Source organism: Micromonospora sp. NPDC050980, from assembly GCF_040653835.1.
Lineage (GTDB): Bacteria > Actinomycetota > Actinomycetes > Mycobacteriales > Micromonosporaceae > Micromonospora.
Genome location: NZ_JBFAGS010000004.1, coordinates 22,994 through 45,196 on the forward strand (window position 1 = coordinate 22,994; position 22,203 = coordinate 45,196).

Genomic DNA, 22,203 nt, shown 5'->3' on the forward strand with positions numbered 1-22,203 from the left:
CCGCCTCAGTAGAGGAAGAAGGGTGCGGTCGGGTTGACCACCCGACTGCCCGCCGGCAGGTCCAGCACCTGCTGGCGCTTGATGAACTCGAACGGGTTGTTCCGGTAGGCCGCGCCGTTCGTCTCGTACATGAAGGAGAACGCGGGCAACCCACGGTCGCCGCTGCCCGGGTATCCCGCCAGCTGGGTCACCGCGGCGCCGACCTCGGTCTTGAGCGGGGATTCGAAGCCCCCGTCGACGCTGAGCTGGTGGATGACCGAGCGGCGGTCCGGGTCGTTGCCGGCGAGGACCAGTTGGTCCTCGGAGATCCAGTCGACGGCCGTGACACCGGTGAGCAGCGTGGGCAGCCGGCGCGGTTGCCCCAGGCTGACCCCGCCGCCCTCGACGTTCACCGCCGCGACGTAGACCGCGCCGCCGCTCACCAGCGCGATCCGGTGCCCGTCCAGGGCCCCGGCCACCGCCACCACGCTGCCGGCCGCGCTCAGCGGAACCGGATCGAGGACGCCCGCACCGTCGAACCGGTAGAGCTTGCCGTCGGCCGCCACCAGGCCCGCCGGCTGCGCGTCGTCGAGCGAACGCAGCCAGGTGGGCCGGCTCATCGTGCCGAACGTCGGGTCACCGGTATTGAGCACCGCGACCTCCTCGCCACCGGTGCCCACCTTGAGCCGGAGCCGCTGCTGGGGGGCGGCCACCACGAGCGCGGCGAGCAACCGCTCGTCGACGCGGGCGATCGACGCGGAGACGACGTTGCGGTTCTCGGCGGGCGGGAGCGGAACGGTGCCCCGCCGTTCGCTGCCCAACCCGAGGGGGTGGATGACACCGTCGTAGACGCTGAACCGGGTCGGATCCGCGCCCCGCGGGTACGCGTCGTGGGTGGCCCGTTCCCGCTCCAGGTCGACGGTGAGCCGCTTCTGGTTCTGGATCTTCAGGTCGAGCTGCCCGGTCAGCTCCGGCAGCGACCACGCCAGCTGGGTGCCGAGCCGGGCCAGCCGCCCCTCGTTGGCCCCGGGCATGTCCAGGTTGACCTCCCACTGGGAGTTCCCACCGGTGGCGTTGTTGATCGGCCGGGTGCGATCGGGCAACCCGGTCACCCCGGGCGCCAGCCAGTCGGACGGGCCCCCGGCCAGCCACTTCACCACCTCGGTGACGAGACGCTCGGTCGGCACCGCCGGCAGGTAGCGCAGATCGGGCACCAGGCGGGTCAGGTCCGAGTTCCAGAAGTAGACCTTGTGCTGGCGGTAGTATTCGCGCAGGGCCGAGTCGCTGGTCAGCAGCACGTTCGGCAGGCGGGTGATCAGCAGCCCGGTCCCGGTGGGCTCGGCCCGACGCAGCTCGAAGACGTACTCCGTCTCGGTGGCCGTCGGCGGGCCCAATGTCCCGTCGGCGCGCAGCACGCCGACCTGCTGCACCTTGAGCCGGACCGTGCTGGTGCCCTGGTTGTTCGGCGGGGTGCTCTCGGGCTTCGACCGCAGCCGGACCACGGTCAACTCGATCTCGCTGGTCTGCGGCTTGCCCGGGAGTTGGTCGCGGGCCTCGTCGGCGAGGAACGTCCGGGCCCGCGCGTAGGCCGCGTCGCGCTCCCCGGCAGCCGCCGCCCGCAGGTAGTTCTCGATGAACGGCACCGGCTCGTCGCTGTCGGTCGGGGCCGGCGGCGAGGCCGGGGGGCCGTTGAGCGAGCCGGGCTCGGCGACGGGCACCGAGCCGTCGATCTGGACGTCGGTCTCGGCCGGGATGCCGCAGCCGGCGGGGAGCAGCAGCACGCCGGCCAGCAGCCCGACCACCAGACGCCGGGCCCGCCGTCCCGGCCGGTTCCGCACGCTCATGGCCGGGCCTCCGCGGGCTGGGCCTGGGCGGGCTCGGCGTCGGCGGGGCCGACGGCCAGCGTGCCGGCGCCGCTGCCCGGGCCGATGGCGAGCGGGCCGCCGTCGCGCGGGCCGCCGAACGGCAGGGTGGCGTCGGCCGGGACCAGCCGCAGCGGCGAGGTGGTGAGCCGGTCACCGGCCCGGGCCGGCAGGGTCAGCCGGAACTGGGCGCCCTGCCCCGGCGCGCCCCACGCCTCCAGCCAGCCGCCGTGCAGCCGGGCGTCCTCCAGGCTGATCGACAGGCCCAGGCCGGTGCCACCGGTCTGTCGGGCCCGGGACGGGTCGGCGCGCCAGAACCGGTTGAAGACCAACTTCTCCTCGCCCGGCTTGAGGCCCACGCCGTGGTCCCGCACGGTGACCGCCACGGCGCTCGGGTCCATGCCCAGGGTGATCCGCACCGGTCTGGCCTCGCCGTGCTCGACCGCGTTGCCGACCAGGTTGCGCAGCACCCGCTCGACGCGGCGCGGATCGACCTCGGCGATCACCGGCGTGCCCGGCAGGTCCAGCTCGATCGCGACCCCGACCCGCTCGGCCAGCCCGGCCAGCCGCTCGGTCACCCGGTGCACCACCGGCACCAGATCGGTCGGTTCGCTGTCCAGCACCGCGAAGCCGGCGTCGAACCGGCTGATCTCCAGCAGGTCGGTGAGCAGCTCCTCGAACCGGTCCAGCTCGGCCTGGAGCAGCTCGGCGCTGCGGGCCACCGCCGGGTCGAACCCGTCGCGCTCGGTGAAGATCAGGTCGGCCGCCATCCGCACCGTGGTCAACGGGGTACGCAGCTCGTGCGAGACGTCCGAGGTGAACCGGCGTTGCAGCCGCGACATCTCCTCCAGCCGGAGGATCTGCCGTTGCAGGTTCGTCGCCATCTGGTTGAACGAGGCGGCGAGCAGGGCCAGGTCGTCCTCGCCGGAGACCACCATCCGCTGGTCGAGGAGCCCGGCGGAGAGCCGCTGGGCGGTGCGCGCGGCGACCCGGACCGGAGTGACCACCAGGCGGGTCACCAGGGCGGCCAGCAGGCCGAGCAGGAGCACCAGGGCGACGCCGGTGGCGACCACCGTCGCGCGGGCGTCGGCCGCCGTGGCGTCCTGGCGGGCCAGGGGTACGAGGTAGTAGAGCTCGACCTGGCCGAACTTGGTCGGCACCGGCGAGCCGTAGACCAGGTATTTCGTGCGCTCACCGCCGCCGAGCGTGCCGGTGCGGATCTGGTGGGCGACCTTGCCGGAGCCCACGGCGCCGCGCAGTTCCTCGCCGATCAGCGACCGGACCGGCACGTCGGGGGACACCCGCGGCTCGATGAACTCGGCGAAGTCGTCGGCGGTGATCGCCACCACGACGCCGCTGGTCTGCGTCGGGTCCCCGCCGGCCAGGTAGTTGACCGTGCCGTCGATGGTGTCCTGGAGCTGGGCCTCCTGCGGCTGGCTGTAGAGGTTGAACTGCTTCGCGGCGTACTCGCTGCCGTTGCTCAGCCGCAGCCGGACGTCGGTCTCGGCGTTCTGCAGCAGGATGCCGGTGATCTTGTCGGCGATCAGGTAGGCGAAACCGCCCACCAGCAGACTCGACGCCACGAGGGTGATGGTGACCACGCGGACCTGGAGCGACCGCCGCCAGGTCTGGCGCACGCCGGCGGCGAGCCGGGCCGACCGACCGGTCAGCTCGCGCCGGAGTGCCCGCGCGGCGGGCAGCCGGCGGGACGTCTGAGGCGGCGGGTCGGGCAGCGAGGCGGTCAGCACAGTGCTGCCCAGGTTATCCGGTGCCCGCCTTGTAGCCCACGCCCCGAACCGTGAGGATGATTTCGGGTCGCTCCGGATCCGGTTCGATCTTGGCGCGTAGCCGCTGCACGTGCACGTTGACCAGCCGGGTGTCGGCGGCGTGCCGGTAGCCCCACACCTGCTCGAGCAGCACCTCGCGGGTGAAGACCTGGCGCGGCTTGCGGGCGAGCGCGACCAGCAGGTCGAACTCCAGCGGCGTCAGCTTCACCTCCTCGGCGTCGCGGCTGACCGTGTGCGCCGGGACGTCGATGGTGATCTGGTTGCCGGGCGGCCCGATGGTGAGCAGCTCCGGCGCGACGTCCTCGCCGCGACGCAGCCGGGCCCGCATCCGGGCCACCAGCTCCTTCGGCTTGAAGGGTTTGACCACGTAGTCGTCGGCGCCGGACTCCAGCCCCAGCACCACGTCGACGGTGTCGCTCTTGGCGGTCAGCATCACGATGGGCACACCGGACTCGGCCCGGATCGCCCGGGCCACGTCGATGCCGCTCATGCCGGGCAGCATCAGATCGAGCAGGACGATGTCGGGCCGGCTGTCGCGGAACGCGGCCAATGCCCGTTCTCCGTCGGCGACGAAGGACGGCACGAAGCCCTCGCTGCGCAGCACGATGCCGAGCATCTCGGCAAGGGCGGGGTCGTCGTCGACCACGAGTACGCGGGCTCTCATGGGGTTTATCGTTCCATCCCCGTTCGGTCGGAGGTCGGAGTCTTTCCGGCACGGTAGCGCCGAGCGGGCCCGGGCACCACAGCCGGCGGCGCGCCCGGCCAGCGTGGCACGCCACGGCGGACAGGTCCACCGGATGCGAACCCGCCGTGCAACCATGATCCCCGGGTGTCGCCCCACCCGCCACCTCCGCCCCGCCGCCCAGGAGTACGCGTGTCCGACGCCGGCCCGATCACGGTGCTCCCGCGCCGCCCGCTGACCGTCGGCGAACTGCTGGACGCCGCCGTGCTGCTGCTGCGTGACCAGGCCCGGGTCCTCCTTCCGCTCGCCGTCGCGCTGGCCCTCGCCGAGCAGGCCGTGCTCTACCCGATGCGGGTGCTGGCCGGCGCCCACCCGCCGGGCTGGTGGCCGGGCGACGAGGGCCGGTTCGGCTGGTACTGGCTGTTGCTCGCGGTCGGCGCCGGCATCGAGGCGATGATCATCGCGGTGCTGGGCAACCCGGCCGCGCGCGGTGGCGCGGCGGCGCTGCTCGGCCGCCGCCTGGCGCCGTCGGAACTGCTGCGCGCGGCCCGCCCGGCCGCGACAGCGCTCACCGCGGTCACGGTCGGGCTGGTCGTCGGCGTCGCCGGGCTGGCCGGGCCGGCCTGGTTCGTGGCGTACGCGCTGGTCGGCCTGGTGGTGCCGGTGCTGGTGCTCGACGGGGTGCCGGCGCACCGGGCGCCGGGGCGGGCGGTCCGGCTGGCCGGCCGGGTCGGCGGGCGCGCCGCCGCCGTCCGACTGCTCGGCTACCTCGGTTGGTGGCTGGTCCGCGTCGGCATCGGCTCGGGCGTTCCCTACGGGCTCGGGCTGCTGGGCCTGTTCGACGTGTCGGCCTGGGCGCTGCCGGTCGCCGTCGCCGCCCACGTGGCCGTGAACGCGGTCGCGTACCCGGCGTTGGCCTGCCTGGACGCGGTGCTGCACCTGGAGACCCGGATCCGCACCGAGGGGTTGGACATCCGGCTCTCCCGGGCGCCGGAAGACGTACCGGAGCCCGTGCTGCTGGCGGCCCAGCGGTGAGCCGGTGGTGGACCGAGACGGTCGCCGCGCTCGGCGACGTGGTGCCCCTGCCGCTGGTCGCGTTGCTCCTGCTGGTCGCCGCGTTGCTCACCGCCCTGGCGTGGTATTCGTTCCCAGCCTGGGTGCCCCGCCGGTGGCCCCGGTTCACGCTGCCCCGGCTCCGCCGGCCCCGGCTGCCCCGGTTCCGGCTGACCCGCTTCCGGCTGCCCCGGTTCCGGCTACCGCGTCCGCGCCGGCCCGCCCGCCGGCGCCGGACCGAACCGCCGCCGGCGCGCGTCCCCGCCCCCCGGGAGGCGCCGGCCGGTGCGGTCGACGGCCTCGGCACGGCCGACCGGCTGGCCGCCGAGGGCCGGTACGCCGAGGCGGTCCGGGAACGCCTGCGCGAGATGGTCCGGCTGCTGGTCACGCGGCAGTTGGTGGAGCCACGGGCCGGGCTGACCGTGACCGAGGTGACCGAGGCGGCGACCCGGAACCGGCCGGCGCTGCGGCCCACCCTGCACGCCGCCGGCATGATCTTCTCCGACCTCTGGTATGCCCAACGCCCCGCCACCGCCGGTCACGACCAGCGGATGCGGGCTCTCGCCGCCGACCTGCGTCGCGAGCTGACCGGCGAGGAGGAACGGCGGTGACCGCGACCTCGGCATCGGTGCGCCGCCGCTGGCCCCGGGTCGTCGCCCCGCTCGGGCTGGGCCTGCTGCTGATCGTGACCACCGTGATCCTGCACGAGGTGGACCAGCCCGACCCGCGCGAACGCGGCTTCCTCTCCCCCGTCGCCACCGACGACGACGGCGCAAGCCGGCTCGCCGGTGCGCTGGCGGCGCAGGGGGTGCCGGTGCGCCGGGCGACCGACACCGCCGCCGCGCTGCGCACCGCCCGCGCGGCACCCAGCACCCTGTTCGTGCCGGCCCCCGCGCTGGTGCACCCGGACACCCTGGTCGACCTGACCGGGTTGCCGCCGGGCAGCCGGCTGGTGCTGGTCCAGCCGTCCCGCCGCGTCCTGAGGGAACTGGACACGCCTGTCGCACCCACCGTCCGCCGCTGGGCCACCCGGGCCCTGCCCCCGGACGCCGACGGCGCGCCGTGCCGGCTGCCCGAGGCCGCCCGCGCCGGCACCGCCGCGGTCGACCAGCAGCGGTACGCCGGGCCGGAGCGCGCCGACCGCTGCTACGGCGGCGCGCTGCTGCGGGTCCCCGGCGGCACCGAGGTGGTGCTGGTGGGGGCCAGCGACCCGTTCCGCAACGACCGGATCGACGAGTGGGGCAACCGGGCCCTCGCCACCGGCCTGCTCGGCGGCGGCCGTCAGGTGGTGTGGCTGGACCTGCCCGCGCCCGAGGCGGAGCCGACCCGGGCCAGCCCGTCGCCGACCACCGAGATCGGCGGGACGCCCACGCCCGGTGGGACCGCCGAGGCACGCCCCACCCGGGCCGATCCGCCGCCGCGCGGCGAGAACCCGCTGTGGGACGCGTTCCCGGCCTGGTTCTGGGCGATCCTGGCACAGCTCGCCGTGGCCGGGCTGCTGGCGGTCCTGTGGCGGGCCCGCCGGCTCGGGCCACCGGTGGCGGAACCGCTGCCGGTCAGCGTCCGGTCCGCCGAGACCGTCCGCGGCCGGGCCCGGCTCTACCGGCGGGCGGGCGCACGGGACACCGTCGCCGCGACGCTGCGGGACGCCGCGCTGGACCGCATCCTGCCCCGGCTCAACCTGCCGCCCGACACACCGGACGACGAGGTGACGGCCCGGGTCGCCGCCGGCACCGGTGACGACCCGCAACGGGTGGCCGAGCTGCTGCACGGCCCGGCGCCGGCCGACGACCGGGAGCTGCTGGAGCTGGCCCGTGAGCTGGACACGCTGACCCGTACCCTGGCCCCGCATCCGAACGAAGGAGAACCCCGGTGACCGGACCCGTCATCGCCGCCGCGTCGCCCACCGCCGGGTCGGACGCCCGCGCCGCCCTGCACCGGCTGCGTGCCGAGGTGGGCAAGGCGGTCGTCGGGCAGGACGCCGTGGTCACCGGCCTGGTGATCGCGCTGCTCTGCCGGGGGCACGTGCTGCTGGAGGGCGTGCCGGGGGTGGCCAAGACGCTGCTGGTACGCACCCTCGCCACCGCGCTCGACCTGGACTCCAAGCGGGTGCAGTTCACCCCCGACCTGATGCCCGGCGACGTCACCGGCTCGCTGATCTTCGACCCGCGCACCGCCGCGTTCACCTTCCGCGAGGGGCCGGTCTTCACCAACCTGCTCCTCGCCGACGAGATCAACCGGACCCCGCCCAAGACCCAGTCGGCGCTGCTGGAGGTGATGGAGGAGCGGCAGGTGTCCGTCGAGGGCGAGCGCCGCCCGCTGCCCGAGCCGTTCATCGTCGCGGCCACCCAGAACCCGGTCGAGTACGAGGGGACCTACCCGCTGCCCGAGGCGCAGCTCGACCGCTTCCTGCTCAAGTTGACGGTGCCGCTGCCCGGACGGGACGAGGAGCTGGGGGTGCTCCGCGCGCACCACGCCGGCTTCGACCCGCGCGACCTGCGCGCCGCGGGCGTACGACCGGTGGCGGGCGCGGCCGACCTGGCCGCCGCCCGGGCGGAGGCGCACGCGGTGCACGTGGCCGAACCGGTGCTCGGCTACATCGTGGACCTCTGCCGCGGCACCCGGTCCACGCCCGCCCTGGAGCTGGGCGCGTCGCCCCGGGGCGCCACCGCGCTGCTCGCCGCCGCGAAGGCGTGGTCCTGGCTGGCCGGGCGCGACCACGTCACCCCGGACGACGTGAAGGCGGTCGCCCGGCCCACGCTGCGCCACCGGCTCCGGCCCCGGCCGGAGGTGGAGCTGGAGGGCGTCACGGTGGACGCCGTGCTGGACTCGGTGCTGGCCACCGTGCCGACGCCGCGATGACCTGGCGGGCGGGCCTGCTGCTCGCGGCGGGCGCCGCGACGCTGCCGGCCTGGCCGGCGCCGTTCCTCGGCGTCGCCGTGCTGACCGCGGCGGTGCTGCTGCTGGTGGCCCTCGACCGGGCGCTCGCGGTTGCGCCGCACGCGCTCGTGGTGAGCCGCGCCGGCGACCGGACGGTCCGGCTCGGCGGCACCGCCACGGTCACCCTGCACCTGGCGAATCCCACCGACCGCACGCTGCGCGCCCAGGTGCGCGACGCCTGGGTGCCCTCGGCCGGGGCGCGACCCGACCGGCCCGCGCACGAGGTGCTGACCGTCTCGCCGGGCGACACGGCCACCCTGCCGGTCCACCTCACCCCGACCCGTCGCGGCGACCGGCCGGCGGTGGCGCTGACCGTACGCTCACTCGGGCCGATGCGGCTGGGTTTCCGGCAGCGGGCCGGACGCCCTGCCACCCCGGCCTGGACGCTGCGGGTGCTGCCGCGCTTCGACTCCCGGCGGCACCTGCCGGAGAAGTTGGCGCGGCTGCGGGTCATCGACGGCGTCCAGGTGACGCGCGGGCGCGGCCACGGCACCGAGTTCGACACCCTGCGGGAGTACGCGGTCGGCGACGACGTCCGGTCGATCGACTGGCGGGCCAGCGCGCGCCGCGCCGACGTGCTGGTCCGCACCTGGCGCCCGGAGCGAGACCGGCGGCTCGTCTGTGTGCTGGACACCGGCCGCACGTCGGCGGTCCGGCTCGGCGACGAGCCGCGGCTGGACACCGCCATCGATGCGGCGTTGCTGCTCACCGCGCTGGCCGTCCGGGCCGGCGACCGGGTCGACCTGCTGGCCGTGGACACCGCCGTGCGGGCCCGGGTGACCGGCAGCGGCCGACCGGCGCTGCTCCCCCGGCTGGTCGAGGCGGTGGCTCCGCTCCAGCCGGCGCTGGCCGAGACCGACTTCGAACTGATCGCCGCCGAAGTGCTGCGTCGCGAGCGGCGTCGCAGCCTGGTGGTGCTCTTCACCGCCCTGGACCCGGGCGCGCTGCGGGACGGGCTGCTGCCGGTCCTGCCCCGGCTGGCGGGCCGGCACCGGGTGATGGTGGCGGCCACGCACGACCCGGTGCTGACCGGGCTCGCCACGGCTACCCCGGCCGGCCCCGACGACCCGTACGCGGCCGCGTCGGCGTGGCGTGCGCTCGGCGAGCGGGACCGGGTGCGCGCGGCCCTGTCCCGGCACGGCGTGACAGTGCTGGACGTCCCCGCCGACCGCCTAGCGCCCACCGTGGCCGACATCTACCTACGCCTCAAGTCCGCCGGCCAACTCTGACCCTGCCCGCCCTGATTCACGGAAACAGTGGCTGTGGCGGGCTCCTTGGCCACTGTTTCCGTGAATCAGCGGCCAGCGGTGGCGGTGGCGCGGCGAGCGGCGTGGTGGCCCAGGAGGAGGGCGTAGGCCAGGAAGGCCGCCCAGACCGTGGCGCCGGCCGCCACCCGCGCGGCCGTCGGCAGCGGAGCCGGGGTGACGAACGCCTCCAGCAACGCGGACACCGCGAACAGCCCGACCAGTCCGGCCGCGACCACGATGGCCGCCCGTCCGGCCTCGGCGACCGCCCGGCCCCGGCCGAGATGCGCGGGTGGGGCGATCCACGCCCACGCGGTGCGCAGTCCGACCCCGGCGGCGATGTGGATGCCGGTCAGCTCCAGCAGGCCGTGCGGCGTGATCAGGCCGAAGAAGACGTCCGCCCGGTCGTAGGAGATCATCACCCCGCCCACCACGCCGAGGTTCAGCGCGTTCTGCCACAGCAGCCAGAACACCGGCAGCACCAGCACGCCGGCGGCCAGGCACTGGGCCGCCAGCCAGGCGTTGTGCGTCCACAGGTGGAAGGCGAACGTCGGCGCGGCGAACTCGGTGTAGTAGCCGGCGAAGCCGGAGTCGACGAGTTCCCGGGCCGACTCGGCGCCGACGAACGCGGCGGCGGTGTCCGGGTGGCCGGCGACGAACCAGATGAGGAACGCGGTCAGCGCGCTGAACCCGGTGGCGACGCCGCACCACCACGGCCAGGCCCGGTAGAGCGCGGCCGGCAGGTCGGCCAGCACGAACCGGCGCACCGACGCCCAGGAGGGCCGGGGGCGGCCGGTGATCCGGGCCCGGGCGGCGAGGACCAGCTGGGACAGACGCCCGACCAGCGCCGGCTCGGGGGCCCGGCTGCGCAGCGTGGAGAGGTGGGTGGCGGTCCGCTGGTAGAGCAGGACCAGCTCGTCGACCTCGGCCGCGTCCAGCCGACGCCGGCCGGTCAACTGCTCCAGCCGTCGCCACTCGCCCACGTGCTCCGCCGCGTACGCGTCGAGATCCACTCGTGCCTCCCCCGTCCGGCGTCCATGGTGTTCACTGTCGGGGTGCGCGCGCAACCTCCGCAGCCCTCCGGGTGGGCCGACGCCGGTCTGGTCAGCGGCGAGGCGGTGGAGCTGGACGTCCGCGTCGCCCGGCTGGGCTCCCGGGTGCTCGCCCTGCTGGTCGACCTGGTGGTCCAGGTCGGCCTCGCGCTCGTGCTCGGCGCGGCGCTGTCGCTGCTGGTGCTCGCGCTGCCGCCGGACGCGCTGGACGCCGCCCTGGCCGGCGGCCTCCAGGTCGTCCTGCTGGTGCTGGTGTTCGTCGGCTATCCGGTGGTGATGGAACGGTTCGCCGGTGGCCGGACGGTGGGCAAGCTGGCGGTGGGGCTCCGGGTGGTGCGGGACGACGGCGGGCCGGTCGGCGTCGGCCAGTCGCTCACCCGGGCGCTGGTCGGCGTCGCGGTGGAGTGGCCCGGCCTGGTGCTGCCGCTGCTGAGCTGGGCGGCGACCGTGACGGTGATGCTCACCGACGCGCGCGGCCGGCGGCTCGGCGACCTGGTGGCCGGCACGCTCGTGGTGCACACCCGGGGCGCCGCGGTGTGGCGTCCGCTGCCGCCGGCCGTGCCCCCGCTGGCCGCCTGGGCGGCCACGCTCGACCTGACCCGGGTGGACGACGGGCTGGCCCTGGCCGTCCGGCAGTACGTGGACCGGTTGCCGCAGCTCACCGCGCCGGAGACGGCCCGGCTGGGCCGGGAACTGTGGGCGGAGGTGGCCGCCGTGACCTCACCGCCGCCGCCGTGGCGCGCGCCGGAGTGGGCCTACCTGACCGCCGTGCTGGCCGAACGAGGGCGGCGGGCGGCGTACCGGCTGGGTCGCACCCGCGTGGTCGCCGACACGCTCTGGCCGGAGCTGGCCCCGGCGCCGCCGGTCTCGACCCCGCTGCGGCGGGCCGCGCCCGAGCCCACCGCGCCGGAGACGGTATGCCGCTGAGCGCAGCCGCTCAGGAGAACAGCGCCCGGCCCCACCAGTCGGCCGCGTCGCGCACGCCCGGCGGGCAGGCGAACAGCCCGCTGGAGACGTGCCGCAGGTATTCGTTCATCGCGTCGGTGCGGGCCAGCCGGGTCTGGATCGGCACGAACTGCTTGCGCGGGTCCCGCTGGTAGGCGATGAAGAACAGCCCGGCGTCGAGCCGGCCCAGCCCGTCGGAGCCGTCCACGAAGTTGTAGCCGCGACGCAGCAGCCGGGCGCCGCCGTTCTGGTCCGGGTGGGCGAGCCGCACGTGCGCGTTCTCCGCGATGACCGGCTGGCCGTCCTCGCCCTTGGCGACGAAGTCCGGCTCGTCGAACTCGTCGCGCCGGCCCAACGGGGCGCCACTGCCCTTGGTCCGGCCGGTGATCATCTCCTGCTCGGCCAGCGGGCTGCGGTCCCAGGTCTCGATCAGCATCCGGATCTTGCGGGTGACCAGGTAGGAGCCGCCGGCCATCCAGTCCGGGCCGTCGCCCGGCTGCACCCAGAGCTGCTCGCGGAGCAGACCGGCGTCCTCGGCCTTGAGGTTGGCGGTGCCGTCCTTGAAGCCGAACAGGTTGCGCGGCGTGGCCTGGTCGCGCGAGGTCGACGAGGTACGCCCGAAGCCGAGCTGCGACCAGCGGACGCTGACCACGCCCATGCCGATCCGGGCCAGGTTGCGGATGGCGTGCACCGCCACCTGCGGGTCGTTGGCGCAGGCCTGGACGCAGATGTCGCCGCCGGACAGCTCCGGCTTGAGCGCGTCACCGGCGAAGTGCGGCAGCTCGGCCAACGCGGCGGGACGGCGGTCGGCGAGGCCGAAGCGGTCCCGCCCCTGGGCGTCGCGGAACAGCGACGGGCCGAAGCCCACCGTGACGGTGAGCTGGGACGGGGGCAGCCCGAGCGCCTCGCCGGTGTCGTCCGGCGGGGCCTCCGGCATGCCGTCGACCGCGCCGATCAGGCCGGCGTCCTTGCCGGCGGTCATCCGCGCCGCGGCGGCGGTCCACTCCTGGAGCATCGCGACCAGCCGGTCCCGGTCCTTGGTGACCACGTCGAACGCGACGAAGTGCAGCCGGTCCTGGGCCGCGGTGGTGATGCCGGCCTGGTGCTCGCCGAGGAACGGCACGGCCCCGGCGGCCGTCTCGGTGGCCGACGCCTGGCGACCACCGGCGATCAGCGCGCCCGCGCCGGCCGCCACCGCGCCGACACCGGCCGCGCCGACACCGGCCAGGGTCATCGCCCGCCGTCGGGAGACGCCGCGCCCGGTCTGCTGCTTGTTCGGCTCGCTCGTCGCGTCACCGGCCGCCCGGCTGGTCATCGCGCCACGGCCGCCGGGATCTTGCTGACCGGCTCGGCCAGCGCGTTGATGCGGTCCGACAACTCCTTCAGCTCGGCCTTGCTGAGCTGGGTGTGCAGCTTCCAACCGTCGCCGGCCCGGTGCTTGCCGAGCGCGGCCTCGACGTTGGCGAACTCGGCGTCGAGCTGCTTGACCAGGTCCGGCGCGCGCTGCTCCAACGCGGGGCGCAGTGCGGCGACGGCTGCCTTCGAGCCCTCCAGGTTGGCGTTGAAGTCCCAGAGGTCGGTGTGCGAGTAGCGCTCCTCCTCGCCGGTGATCTTGCCGCTGGCGACCTCGTCGAGCAGCGCCTTCGCGCCGTTGGCGAGCTGGAGCGGGGTGAGCTTCTCGGCGTCGGCCTTGGCCACGATCGCCTTGACGTCGACCAGGAGCTGGTCGGCGATGGCGCCGTCCTTGCTCACGTCGCCGGCGGTCCAGAGGTCCTTCTCGATCCGGTGGAAGCCGGTGAACTCCATGCCCTCCTCGACCACCTCCTCACGGCCGTCGATCTTCGGGTCGAGGTCGCCGAAGCTCTCCGCGACCGGCTCGATCCGCTCCCAGTAGGTGCGGGCCACCGGGTAGAGCGCCTTGGCCTTCGCCACGTCGTTGGCCTTGACCGCGGCCACGAACTCCTCGGTCTTGGTCAGCAGCGCGGCGGTCTGGCTGCGCACGTAGCGCTGGTAGCTGGCGGTGGCCTCGGCCAGCGCGGCGTCCGGGGCGACGCTCGCGGCGGTGCCGCTGACCTTCAGCGCGCCCCGGATGCCCCGGCCGCTCATGCCCGGCTTGCAGGCGGTCTCGTACGTCCCGGCGGGCAGCTCGACCCGCAGTTCCCGGCTCAGTCCGGGGGCGATGTTCTCGACCTCGCCCATCACCCGGTCACCGGCGGCGTAGACGTAGAACTCGTTGACCTTGGAGCCGGAGTTGGTCACCTTGAACGTCACCTGGCCGGCGTCGAGCGCGGTGCGGCCGACCTCGCAGGCGGTGTCGGTGGCCTTGACGGCGACCGGGCCGCCCGCGGTGGCGTCGGCGTCGTCACCGCCCCCGCAGCCGGCCAGTCCGGCGACGGCGAGCAGCCCGGCGGCGGCGGACGCGGCGAATCGAGTGGTACGCATCGGTGCGGTTCTCCTCGGAGGCGGGCGGATCAGGCGCGCGGGGACGGGGCGACGGCGGCCGGTTGCGGCCGTGCGGCCGGTGCGGTGCTCTCGGCCGGGGCGGCGGGCTCGGCGCGCGTCGTCGCGGGCTCGACCGGGGGCGTGGCGGGCTCGGCGCGCGTCGCGGCCGGCTCGGTCGAGGTCGCGGCGGGCGCGTTCGGGCCGGCGGAAGGCTTGGCCGGGCCGGCGGACGGCTTGCGCAGGAACAGCGCGAGGACCGGCACCGCGTAGGCGACCCAGGCGATCAACTCCAGCACGGTCGGCGCGGCGGTGATGTTGAACATGCCGGCGAGCAGCGCGCCGTACCAGGCGTTCGGGTCCAGCGTGGCGGAGATGTCGAAGGCCTGGTTGGTCAGGCCGGGCAGCACGCCGGCCTCCTGGAAGTCGTGCACGCCGTACTTGAGGATGCCGGCGGCGACCAGGATCAGCAGCGCGCCGGTCCAGGTGAAGAAGCGGCTCAGGTTGATCTTCAGGGCGCTGCGGTAGAGCCCGAAGCCGATCACCACGGCGGTGACGATGCCACCGATCAGGGCGAGCAGCGAGCCCGCCCCGGTGCCACCGGCCACGCTCTCGGCCGCCGCGTAGAAGATCAGCGCGGTCTCCAGGCCCTCCCGGACCACCGCGAGGAAGGCCATGCCGGCGACCGCCAGGGAGCCGACCGCGAGCGCCTCGGTGAGCTTGCCGCGCAGTTCACCCGCGATGGACCGGGCCGCCCTGCGCATCCAGAAGATCATCCAGGTCACGAACACCACGGCGGCGACCGACGTGATCGCCTCGAACAACTCGCGCGACTCGGAGGTGCGCAGCAGCGAGGTGGAGGTGTACTGGATCAGCGAGCCGAAGACGACGGAGAGCGCCACGGCCGCGCCGACACCGGCCCAGACCTGGGGCAGCCGGTCACGCCGCTGCGACTTCACCAGGAAGGCGACCAGGATGCTGACCACCAGGGTCGCTTCCAGGCCCTCCCGCAGGCCGATCAGGTACGTGGCGAACATCAGTTACTCCGCAGTCAGTCAGGCATGCCTCAGTTAACTTAGGGCAGCCATACCTTCCTCCTGATTCGGGCCGGACGTCAAGTCGTTCACGGCAACGTCACTCCACACCGCGCGCGGCGGCCCGGCTGGCGGCCCGCCCCGAGGTCGATATGGTGGCCGGAGCCACGGCGACGGGGGCGAGATGACCGACCGATTCGACGCGGCCGACTTCGGCCGGCAGTTCCAACAGTTCATGCGGGCGATGTCCCGACTCGCCCCGGACCCGCCGCCGGGACCCTTGTTCGACCGCCTGGAACGGCATCTCGGGCGGAGTCCGCTCGACCTGCCGGTGGTGACGGCGGCCTTCCCGCCGCACGAGCACGCCAACGTGGCGATCGCCCTCGACACGCTGACGTCCGCCAGGAGCGAGCCGACCGCGCTCATCGGGGTGCGAAGCCCGGGCCGGGAGTACGCCGGCCTCGGCGACATCGTGGACGGTGCCGCACGGCACCAGTACGGGCTGGGCGCCGCCGACTACCAGAGCCTGCCGGTCGGGGTCGACGCGCAGCGCAGTTGCGTGTCCTTCGGGATCTTCCTGACCACCTCGGGTGACCGTCCGATCGCCGTGCTGCTGCGGGTGGGCAACCGGCGCACCGGAAAGCCCCGGGTGCTGGTCGAGGTCCTGGCCCCCGAGCCCGACGTCGGCCAGGAACTGCTGGCCGAACTGCGGGCGCACCTCGATCGCGTCAACATCCACCGGGGACACCTGATCTCGTTCGATCCGGGCCGGGACGGGGAGCCGGTCGGGTCGGTCCGGTTCCACCGACGCCAGGTGGTGCCCGCCGCGTCCGTCGTCCTGCCGGACGGCGCCCTCGCCTCGCTCGACCGGCAGGTGCACGGCGTCGAGGAGCACCGGGCGGCGCTGCTCGCCGCCGGCCACCGCCTGCGGCGCGGGGTGTTGCTGCACGGCCCGCCGGGCACCGGCAAGACGCTCGTCGTGCGCCACCTGATCTCGCGCCTGCCGGGTCACACCGCCGTCGTCCTCAGTGGTCGGCAACTCGACCTCGTCCGGGAGGCGTGTGACCTCGCCCGGCGGGCGGCACCCGCGGTGGTGGTGCTCGAGGACGGCGACCTGGTGGCCCAGGATCGGCGGTCCGGCGACCGCAACCCGGTCCTGTTCGACATCCTCGACGAGATGGACGGCACCGCCGAGGACGCCGACCTGACCTTCGTGCTCACCACCAACCATCCCGGCGCCCTGGAGGACGCCCTGGCCCGGCGACCCGGCCGCATCGACCTCGCGGTCGAGGTGCCGCTGCCCGACGCCGACAGTCGCCAGCGACTACTGACCGTGCACGGACGCGATCTCGAACTCTCCGAGACCGAACGCGCGGAGATGGTGGCGATGACCGCCGGGGTGACGGGAGCGTTCTTCCCCGAATTGGCCCGGCGTGCCACCGTGGCGGCGCTGACCGACGGCATTTCCAGGGCGCGCTATCCGCAGGTGCGGCGGGCGGCGCTGGACATGTTCTCGCATCAGCTCTCCACCGATGATGCAGACTGACCCGTCGACGTCGGTCGGCCCATCCCGGGCCGGGTGGTCACCCGGCCCGGGCGGCGTCGATCAGTAGCGGTAGTGCTCCGACTTGAACGGGCCCTCCGGGGAGACGCCCAGGTAGGCGGCCTGCTCCTTGGTCAGCGTGGTCAGCTTGGCGCCGAGCGCGCCCAGGTGCAGGCGGGCGACCTTCTCGTCGAGGTGCTTGGGCAGCACGTAGACGCCGATCGGGTATTCGTCGGTCTTGGTGAACAGCTCGATCTGCGCGATGGTCTGGTTGGCGAACGAGTTCGACATCACGAAGCTCGGGTGCCCGGTCGCGTTGCCCAGGTTCAGCAGGCGGCCCTCGGAGAGCACGATGATCGCGTGCCCGTCGTCGAAGCGCCACACGTCGACCTGGGGCTTGATGTTCTCCCGGGTGACGTCGCCGCGCTTGGCCAGGCCGGCCATGTCGATCTCGTTGTCGAAGTGGCCGATGTTGCCGACGATGGCCTGGTGCTTCATCCGGGCCATGTGCTCGTTGGTGATCACGTCGAAGCAGCCGGTCGCGGTGATGAAGATGTCGGCCTGCTCGACCACGTCGTCGAGCGTGGCGACCTGGTAGCCGTCCATCGCCGCCTGCAGCGCGCAGATCGGGTCGACTTCGGTCACCACGACCCGGGCGCCCTGGCCGCGCAGCGACTCCGCGCAGCCCTTGCCCACGTCGCCGTAGCCCATGACGACCGCCATCTTGCCGCCGATCAGCACGTCGGTGGCCCGGTTGATGCCGTCGATGAGCGAGTGGCGGCAGCCGTACTTGTTGTCGAACTTGCTCTTGGTCACCGAGTCGTTGACGTTGATCGCCGGGAAGAGCAGGGTGCCGGCGCGGTGCATCTCGTAGAGCCGGTGCACGCCGGTGGTGGTCTCCTCGGTGACGCCCTTGATGCCGGCGGCGATCCGGGTCCAGCGCTGGTTGTCCTCGGCGAGCGAGCGGTGCAGCAGTTCGAGGATGACCGCGAATTCCTCGGAGTCGGCGGACTCGACCGGCGGCACGGCCCCGGCCGACTCGAACTCGGCGCCCTTGTGGACGAGCAGGGTGGCGTCGCCGCCGTCGTCGAGGATCATGTTGGGGCCCTGCCCATCCGGCCAGGCGAGCACCTGTTCGGTGCACCACCAGTATTCCGGCAGGCTCTCGCCCTTCCAGGCGTAGACCGGGACGCCGGCCGGCGCCTCCGGAGTGCCCTCGGGGCCGACCACGATCGCGGCGGCGGCGTGGTCCTGGGTGGAGAAGATGTTGCAGGACGCCCAGCGGACCTGCGCGCCGAGCGCGACAAGCGTCTCGATCAGGACGGCGGTCTGGACGGTCATGTGCAGCGATCCGGTGATGCGGGCGCCGGCGAGCGGCTGGGCGTCGGCGAACTCGCGCCGGATCGCCATCAGGCCGGGCATCTCGTGCTCCGCGAGCCGGATCTCCTTGCGGCCGAACTCGGCGAGCGACAGATCCGCCACCTTGTAGTCGCCCTCGGCGAGGGTGCTCGGCCGGGCGCCGGACGACGGGCCGCTGGTGGCCGCCGGGAGGGTGCTGGTCATGGAAGCTCCTGTCGAAGGAAGTGCTGCGCAGCCTTCCACCTTACGCGCGTGAAGCCGCTCACCCGGGGCCGGTTGGTGGAGGGCCGGTGGAGGAACGCTGGACAGCGCACGGGGCGGTCGGTCGTGAACGGACTTTCCGCCCACGGCCCGGCCGCCCCGTGCATCCCCCCGGTTTGGTTCCCCGCGCGTTCCCGGACTTTCGTCGCGACAACGCTGCGCACCCATGAAGTTACAGTGAGTGCGCGCGGCGTGCGGTCGTTTCCGGAAATCGGCGGATCAGCGCAGGCCGCACGTCGCCACGAACGCCTCGCCGTCCCCGGCCAGCGCGAGCGGACCACCGGCCGCCGTGCCGACCGCGGACTGGCCCGCGCCCAGGGTCACCACGCCGACACCGTCGTCCACGGACAGCTTGCCGGCCCGGCACAGCACCACCCGCGGCCCGGGCAGCGTCAGCCGCGCCGCCGGCGCCCCCGCCCTCACCGTCACCCGGTGCAACGCGAAGTCCTCCACCGGCACCGGCCAGGTCAGCACGCCGGGCGCCACCGGCTCCGGCCGGAGGACCGGGTCGGCCAGCACCTCGAAGCGCAGCACCCGCAACAACTCATCCACGTCGACGTGCTTCGGGGTGAGCCCGCCGCGCAGCACGTTGTCGCTGGCCGCCATGATCTCGACACCGGTGCCGCGCAGGTAGGCGTGCAGGTTGCCGGCCGGCATCCAGATCCCGTCCCCCGGCGCCAGCCGCACGTGGTGCAGCAGCAGGGCCACCACCACGCCCGGATCGGCCGGGTACCCGGCGGCGAGCGTGCGCACCAGCGCGGCGTCCGGTGCCGCCGGCCCGGCGGTCGCCGCGGCCAACACGGCCGCCACCAGCCCCGCGCGCTCCGCCTCCGGCCAGCTCAACAGCAGGCGTACGGCCTCCCGCAGACCCGCCGGCCCGGTGCGCAACGCGGTCACCACCGGTTCCAGCGCGGGTACGCCGAACCCGGCGATCACCGCCGCCGACTCGGCCGGGTCGCGGAAGCCGCAGAGCGCCTCGAACTCCGACAGCGCCACCAGCAGCTCCGGCTTGTGGTACGGGTCGACGTAGTTGACCCGGCCGTCGTCGGCCGCGTGCCCGGCCCGCGCCTGCTCGGCGTCGGGATGCGCCTGAAGGCTCAGCGGCGCGTCCGCGGCCAGCACCTTCAACAGGAACGGCAGCCGGGTGCCGAACCGGCCGACCAGCCGCTCACCCAGCCAGTGCCCCGGCTCGGCCACCAGCAGCTCGGTGAGGCTCACCGGCCGGCCGTCCCGGTCGACAGTCGCCGGGGCCCCCGGATGGGCGCCCAACCACAGCTCGGCCTCCGGCCCGTCGCTCGGCACCGGCCGGCCCTGCAACGCGGCGATCGCGGTCCGCGATCCCCAGGCGTAGTCCCGGATCCGGCCCTGCAACAGCTCCATCGGTCAGCTCCCGGGTCGTCCGACCACCTCGTCGACTGCCGCGGTCTGCGGCGCGGTCTCGTCGGCGTCGTCCACCACGGCCTCCGGCACCGCGGTGCCGGCCGCCTGGCCGGTGCCCGCCCGCTGCGCCGCCGAGCTCCAGATGTCCGGCTCCAGATAGATCACCCGAGCGATCGGCACGTCGCGGCGGATCCGCGCCTCGACGGCATTGATGCCCCGGGCCAGTTCCTCGGCGCTCTCGCAGGCCGGCACCGCGATCTTCGCGGCCACCATCAGCTCCTCCGGGCCGAGGTAGAGCGTCTTCATGTGGATGATCCGCTCGACCTCCGGGCCGCCGGTGACGGCCTGCTCGATCTTGGCCAGCTCGCTCCGCTCGGCACCCTCGCCGAGCAGCAGGCTCTTCGTCTCGATCGCCAGCGTGATCGCGATGATCACCAGCAGCACCCCGATCATCGCGGTGCCGGCGGCGTCCCACATGCCGTTGCCGGTGGCCAGCGTCATGCCGACGCCGAAGAGCGCGAAGACCAGACCGACGAGCGCGCCGAAATCCTCCAGCAGCACCACCGGCAGCTCCGGGGCCTTGGCCCGGCGGATGAACCGGACCCAGGTCTGCTTGCCCCGGATCGGGTTCGACTCCTTGATCGCGGTGCGGAACGACAAGCCCTCCATCACGATCGCGGCGAGCAGCACCACCACCGGCACCCACTGCCAGCTCTCGATCGGGTGCGGGTCGGCCGCCTTGTGGTAGGCCTCGTAGAGCGCGAACAGGCCACCGAGGCTGAACAGCACGATCGCCACGATGAACGCGTAGATGTAGCGCTCCCGGCCGTACCCGAACGGGTGCTGCGGCGTGGCCTCCCGCTTGGCCCGCCGGCCGCCGATCAGCAGCAGCCCCTGGTTGCCGGAGTCGGCCACCGAGTGGATCGACTCCGCCAGCATCGACGAGGAACCGGTCAGCAGGAACGCGATGAACTTGGTGACGGCGATGCCGAGGTTCGCCGCCAGGGCGGCGGTGATCGCCTTGGTGCCCCCGTTTGCGCTCATACCCCGCCTCGCTCGATGCCGCACGTGCTCACTGGTTTGCCAGCTCCTTCATTTCCGTGATGGCCGGGACCGCCATCGGGTCCAGCCCGTGTGCCAGGGCGAGGTAGATCGAGGCGAAGTCGGGGACCGCCACCAGCGACGCGAGCCGCTCCAGCGCGGAGCCCCCCTCGGCGGTCACCACGTCGCAGCGCACCCCGCGCCGCTCGGCGAGCGTCTGCACCGCGTCCGCGCGGCGCTCCTCCACCGCCAGCGGCTCGTCGGTGTCGTCCTCGGCGTTGAGCCCACCGTCGCGCAGCAGCACCAGCCGCAGCCGGATGCCGTCGTCGTCACCGTCGCCGGGGTCGGCGAAGATGTCCCGCTCACCCTCCGCCAGCCCGCCGAACACGCCGTCGAGCAGGCCCACCCGGCCCCGGCCGGCCTCACCCAGCGCGCCGCTGACCACCGGGTAGCGGGCGTTCGCCGACAATGTGTCACCGAACCGGCGGGCGGCCACCGTGGCCAGCGGGGATGAGCCCCAGACGATCGGGATCGACCCGGACAGGCCCAACGCCAGGGACTTCGCCGGGTTGACGAAGGACTCGGCGGTCGGCCGGCACCGGTCGGCGTCGGCGTCCAGCCGGGCCGCGGTCTCGGCCAGGTCCGCCTCGTTGACCTTCACGAGGCCGAGCGTACGGGCGGCCAGCAGAACCGGCACGGTGAGCGCCCACAGACTGGCCCGGGCCGGGGCACGCCGGGGCACCGGGATGAACGGCGCCCGGGCCCGCTCGGCCACCGACTGGAGTTGCGAGTCCGGAGCGCCGACCGCGACCAGCCGGGCCCCGCGCCGGTGCGCCGCCTCGGCCGCACCCAACGCCTCCGGGCTGCGGCCGGACGCACTCACCGCGATGACCACGTCCGCCGCGCCCACCCAGCCCGGCACGCCGGCGCTGCGATGCGGAATGACCGGCACCGGGCAACGCGGCCCGGCGACCGTGGCCAGCACGTCCCCGGTACGCCCGGCGGTGCCGATGCCGGCGATGACCACCGCCCGCGGGCGCCCGTCGTCGCCGAGCACCGACAGGTTCGCCTCGGCGGCCAGCGCCGCGGACTCGCGCACCTGGGCACCGGCCGAGGCGGTGAACCGGAGCATGCCGCCCGGATCACGCTCGGCCAGCAGAGCGGGGTCGTCCAGCAGGGTCTCGTCCGCGTGCCGGTGTCCGCTGACCCCGGCCGTACCGTCCATCACCGCGACGACCCGCCCCGCGCGTCGTCGGTCGCCGGCCCGCCCCGGGCCTCGTCCAGAAGCAGCACCGGCACGTCGTCGCGCACCTCGAAGACGCGACCGCACTCCGTGCAGGTGAGCGTCTGCGCCTGCGGGTCGTAGTCGAGCGGGGCGTGGTGCGTGTCCGGGCAGGCGAGGATCTCGAGCAACTGCGGGTCCAGGGCCACGGCGCGGCTCCTTCCACGTATGCGGTCTCACCGGTCGGCGGTGCCGTCCGGCGCACGCGATCTTAACGGCGAACCCGCCCCGGCACCGGGCCCCGTTCGACACCCGCCGATCGGCCCGGCGACCCGGTCGGGTCACCGCCACTCACGGTCACCGTAACCCCGGTGACCCGC

Annotated in this window: 19 protein-coding genes; 7 read left to right on the forward strand and 12 right to left on the reverse strand. The window is 74.3% G+C overall.

The genetic code is table 11. The annotated features are described in order from the left end of the window. Positions 1-5 precede the first annotated feature (5 nt). The 3 genes from AB0H28_RS08465 to mtrA form a co-directional block, all read right to left on the reverse strand. A complete protein-coding gene (locus tag AB0H28_RS08465; RefSeq protein WP_358036012.1) occupies positions 6-1,823 on the reverse strand; it encodes an LpqB family beta-propeller domain-containing protein in 1,818 nt (605 codons plus the stop codon). Beyond that, positions 1,820-3,511: an MtrAB system histidine kinase MtrB gene (gene mtrB / locus AB0H28_RS08470; RefSeq protein ID WP_358036601.1), complete on the reverse strand. Its 1,692-nt coding sequence runs from the start codon at positions 3,509-3,511 to the stop codon at positions 1,820-1,822. Before mtrB ends, AB0H28_RS08465 begins: the two co-directional genes overlap by 4 nt. A gap of 91 nt (positions 3,512-3,602) precedes the next feature. Beyond that, entirely contained in the window at positions 3,603-4,292 is a 690-nt protein-coding gene (gene mtrA / locus AB0H28_RS08475) for an MtrAB system response regulator MtrA (protein ID WP_091060316.1), read from the reverse strand. A gap of 210 nt (positions 4,293-4,502) precedes the next feature. On the opposite strand from mtrA, the gene AB0H28_RS08480 reads away from it, so the two are divergent. The 5 genes from AB0H28_RS08480 to AB0H28_RS08500 are packed head-to-tail and all read left to right on the forward strand — an operon-like array spanning position 4,503 to position 9,532. Beyond that, positions 4,503-5,345 (forward strand): hypothetical protein, encoded by an 843-nt coding sequence (locus AB0H28_RS08480; RefSeq protein WP_358036015.1) that lies wholly within the window; start codon positions 4,503-4,505, stop codon positions 5,343-5,345. Further along, positions 5,342-5,974 (forward strand): DUF4129 domain-containing protein, encoded by a 633-nt coding sequence (locus tag AB0H28_RS08485; protein ID WP_358036017.1) that lies wholly within the window; start codon positions 5,342-5,344, stop codon positions 5,972-5,974. Before AB0H28_RS08480 ends, AB0H28_RS08485 begins: the two co-directional genes overlap by 4 nt. After that, entirely contained in the window at positions 5,971-7,239 is a 1,269-nt protein-coding gene (locus tag AB0H28_RS08490) for a DUF4350 domain-containing protein (protein WP_358036019.1), read from the forward strand. The genes AB0H28_RS08485 and AB0H28_RS08490 overlap by 4 nt, the downstream gene beginning before the upstream one ends. Then, positions 7,236-8,225 (forward strand): MoxR family ATPase, encoded by a 990-nt coding sequence (locus tag AB0H28_RS08495; RefSeq protein ID WP_358036021.1) that lies wholly within the window; start codon positions 7,236-7,238, stop codon positions 8,223-8,225. Before AB0H28_RS08490 ends, AB0H28_RS08495 begins: the two co-directional genes overlap by 4 nt. Continuing rightward, positions 8,222-9,532: a DUF58 domain-containing protein gene (locus AB0H28_RS08500; RefSeq protein WP_358036023.1), complete on the forward strand. Its 1,311-nt coding sequence runs from the start codon at positions 8,222-8,224 to the stop codon at positions 9,530-9,532. The genes AB0H28_RS08495 and AB0H28_RS08500 overlap by 4 nt, the downstream gene beginning before the upstream one ends. A 65-nt stretch (positions 9,533-9,597) precedes the next feature. Here AB0H28_RS08500 and AB0H28_RS08505 read toward each other — a convergent pair whose 3' ends face one another. Next, the gene (locus AB0H28_RS08505; RefSeq protein WP_358036025.1) at positions 9,598-10,560 is read right to left on the reverse strand and encodes a stage II sporulation protein M; all 963 of its coding nucleotides are present in this window, start codon (positions 10,558-10,560) and stop codon (positions 9,598-9,600) included. Between the two features lie 42 nt (positions 10,561-10,602). On the opposite strand from AB0H28_RS08505, the gene AB0H28_RS08510 reads away from it, so the two are divergent. Next, complete coding sequence (locus tag AB0H28_RS08510; protein ID WP_358036027.1) at positions 10,603-11,526, forward strand: RDD family protein; 924 nt, start codon at positions 10,603-10,605, stop codon at positions 11,524-11,526. Positions 11,527-11,536: 10 nt separating this feature from the next. Here the strand turns inward: AB0H28_RS08510 and efeB are convergent, their stop codons facing one another. Genes efeB through efeU form a run of 3 tightly spaced genes read right to left on the reverse strand, consistent with a single transcriptional unit; the run spans position 11,537 to position 15,020 of the window. After that, complete coding sequence (gene efeB, locus AB0H28_RS08515) at positions 11,537-12,859, reverse strand: iron uptake transporter deferrochelatase/peroxidase subunit (protein ID WP_358036029.1); 1,323 nt, start codon at positions 12,857-12,859, stop codon at positions 11,537-11,539. Continuing rightward, the gene (efeO, locus tag AB0H28_RS08520; RefSeq protein ID WP_358036031.1) at positions 12,856-13,986 is read right to left on the reverse strand and encodes an iron uptake system protein EfeO; all 1,131 of its coding nucleotides are present in this window, start codon (positions 13,984-13,986) and stop codon (positions 12,856-12,858) included. Before efeO ends, efeB begins: the two co-directional genes overlap by 4 nt. Before the next feature lie 29 nt (positions 13,987-14,015). Next, a complete protein-coding gene (efeU, locus tag AB0H28_RS08525) occupies positions 14,016-15,020 on the reverse strand; it encodes an iron uptake transporter permease EfeU (protein ID WP_358036033.1) in 1,005 nt (334 codons plus the stop codon). 181 nt (positions 15,021-15,201) lie between these two features. Here efeU and AB0H28_RS08530 point away from each other — a divergent pair, with 181 nt between their 5' ends. After that, positions 15,202-16,563 carry an ATP-binding protein gene (locus AB0H28_RS08530; RefSeq protein ID WP_358036035.1) on the forward strand — a complete coding sequence of 454 codons (1,362 nt, stop codon included), beginning with the start codon at positions 15,202-15,204 and terminating at the stop codon, positions 16,561-16,563. A gap of 60 nt (positions 16,564-16,623) precedes the next feature. Here the strand turns inward: AB0H28_RS08530 and ahcY are convergent, their stop codons facing one another. The 5 genes from ahcY to AB0H28_RS08555 all read right to left on the reverse strand — a co-directional run bounded on the left by ahcY (position 16,624) and on the right by AB0H28_RS08555 (position 22,032). Continuing rightward, positions 16,624-18,123: an adenosylhomocysteinase gene (gene ahcY / locus AB0H28_RS08535; RefSeq protein WP_358036037.1), complete on the reverse strand. Its 1,500-nt coding sequence runs from the start codon at positions 18,121-18,123 to the stop codon at positions 16,624-16,626. A gap of 276 nt (positions 18,124-18,399) precedes the next feature. After that, positions 18,400-19,560, reverse strand: coding sequence for a mannose-6-phosphate isomerase, class I (gene manA / locus AB0H28_RS08540; RefSeq protein WP_358036039.1), 1,161 nt, complete (start codon positions 19,558-19,560; stop codon positions 18,400-18,402). Positions 19,561-19,563: 3 nt separating this feature from the next. Then, positions 19,564-20,604, reverse strand: a complete 1,041-nt coding sequence (locus tag AB0H28_RS08545) for a cation diffusion facilitator family transporter (protein ID WP_358036041.1) — start codon at positions 20,602-20,604, stop codon at positions 19,564-19,566. A 28-nt stretch (positions 20,605-20,632) separates the two neighbouring features. After that, entirely contained in the window at positions 20,633-21,829 is a 1,197-nt protein-coding gene (locus AB0H28_RS08550; RefSeq protein ID WP_358036043.1) for an SIS domain-containing protein, read from the reverse strand. Beyond that, the gene (locus tag AB0H28_RS08555; protein ID WP_358036045.1) at positions 21,826-22,032 is read right to left on the reverse strand and encodes a Trm112 family protein; all 207 of its coding nucleotides are present in this window, start codon (positions 22,030-22,032) and stop codon (positions 21,826-21,828) included. The genes AB0H28_RS08550 and AB0H28_RS08555 overlap by 4 nt, the downstream gene beginning before the upstream one ends. Positions 22,033-22,203 lie beyond the last annotated feature (171 nt).

Coding starts and splice junctions, on each gene's coding strand:
- ahcY (WP_358036037.1), bottom strand. CDS start 18,123: ATGACCAGCACCCTCCCGGCGGCCACCAGCGGCCCGTCGTCCGGCGCC.
- AB0H28_RS08545 (WP_358036041.1), bottom strand. CDS start 20,604: ATGAGCGCAAACGGGGGCACCAAGGCGATCACCGCCGCCCTGGCGGCG.
- efeO (WP_358036031.1), bottom strand. CDS start 13,986: ATGCGTACCACTCGATTCGCCGCGTCCGCCGCCGCCGGGCTGCTCGCC.
- manA (WP_358036039.1), bottom strand. CDS start 19,560: ATGGAGCTGTTGCAGGGCCGGATCCGGGACTACGCCTGGGGATCGCGG.
- efeB (WP_358036029.1), bottom strand. CDS start 12,859: ATGACCAGCCGGGCGGCCGGTGACGCGACGAGCGAGCCGAACAAGCAG.
- AB0H28_RS08465 (WP_358036012.1), bottom strand. CDS start 1,823: ATGAGCGTGCGGAACCGGCCGGGACGGCGGGCCCGGCGTCTGGTGGTC.
- efeU (WP_358036033.1), bottom strand. CDS start 15,020: ATGTTCGCCACGTACCTGATCGGCCTGCGGGAGGGCCTGGAAGCGACC.
- AB0H28_RS08530 (WP_358036035.1), top strand. CDS start 15,202: ATGACCGACCGATTCGACGCGGCCGACTTCGGCCGGCAGTTCCAACAG.
- mtrA (WP_091060316.1), bottom strand. CDS start 4,292: ATGAGAGCCCGCGTACTCGTGGTCGACGACGACCCCGCCCTTGCCGAG.
- AB0H28_RS08500 (WP_358036023.1), top strand. CDS start 8,222: ATGACCTGGCGGGCGGGCCTGCTGCTCGCGGCGGGCGCCGCGACGCTG.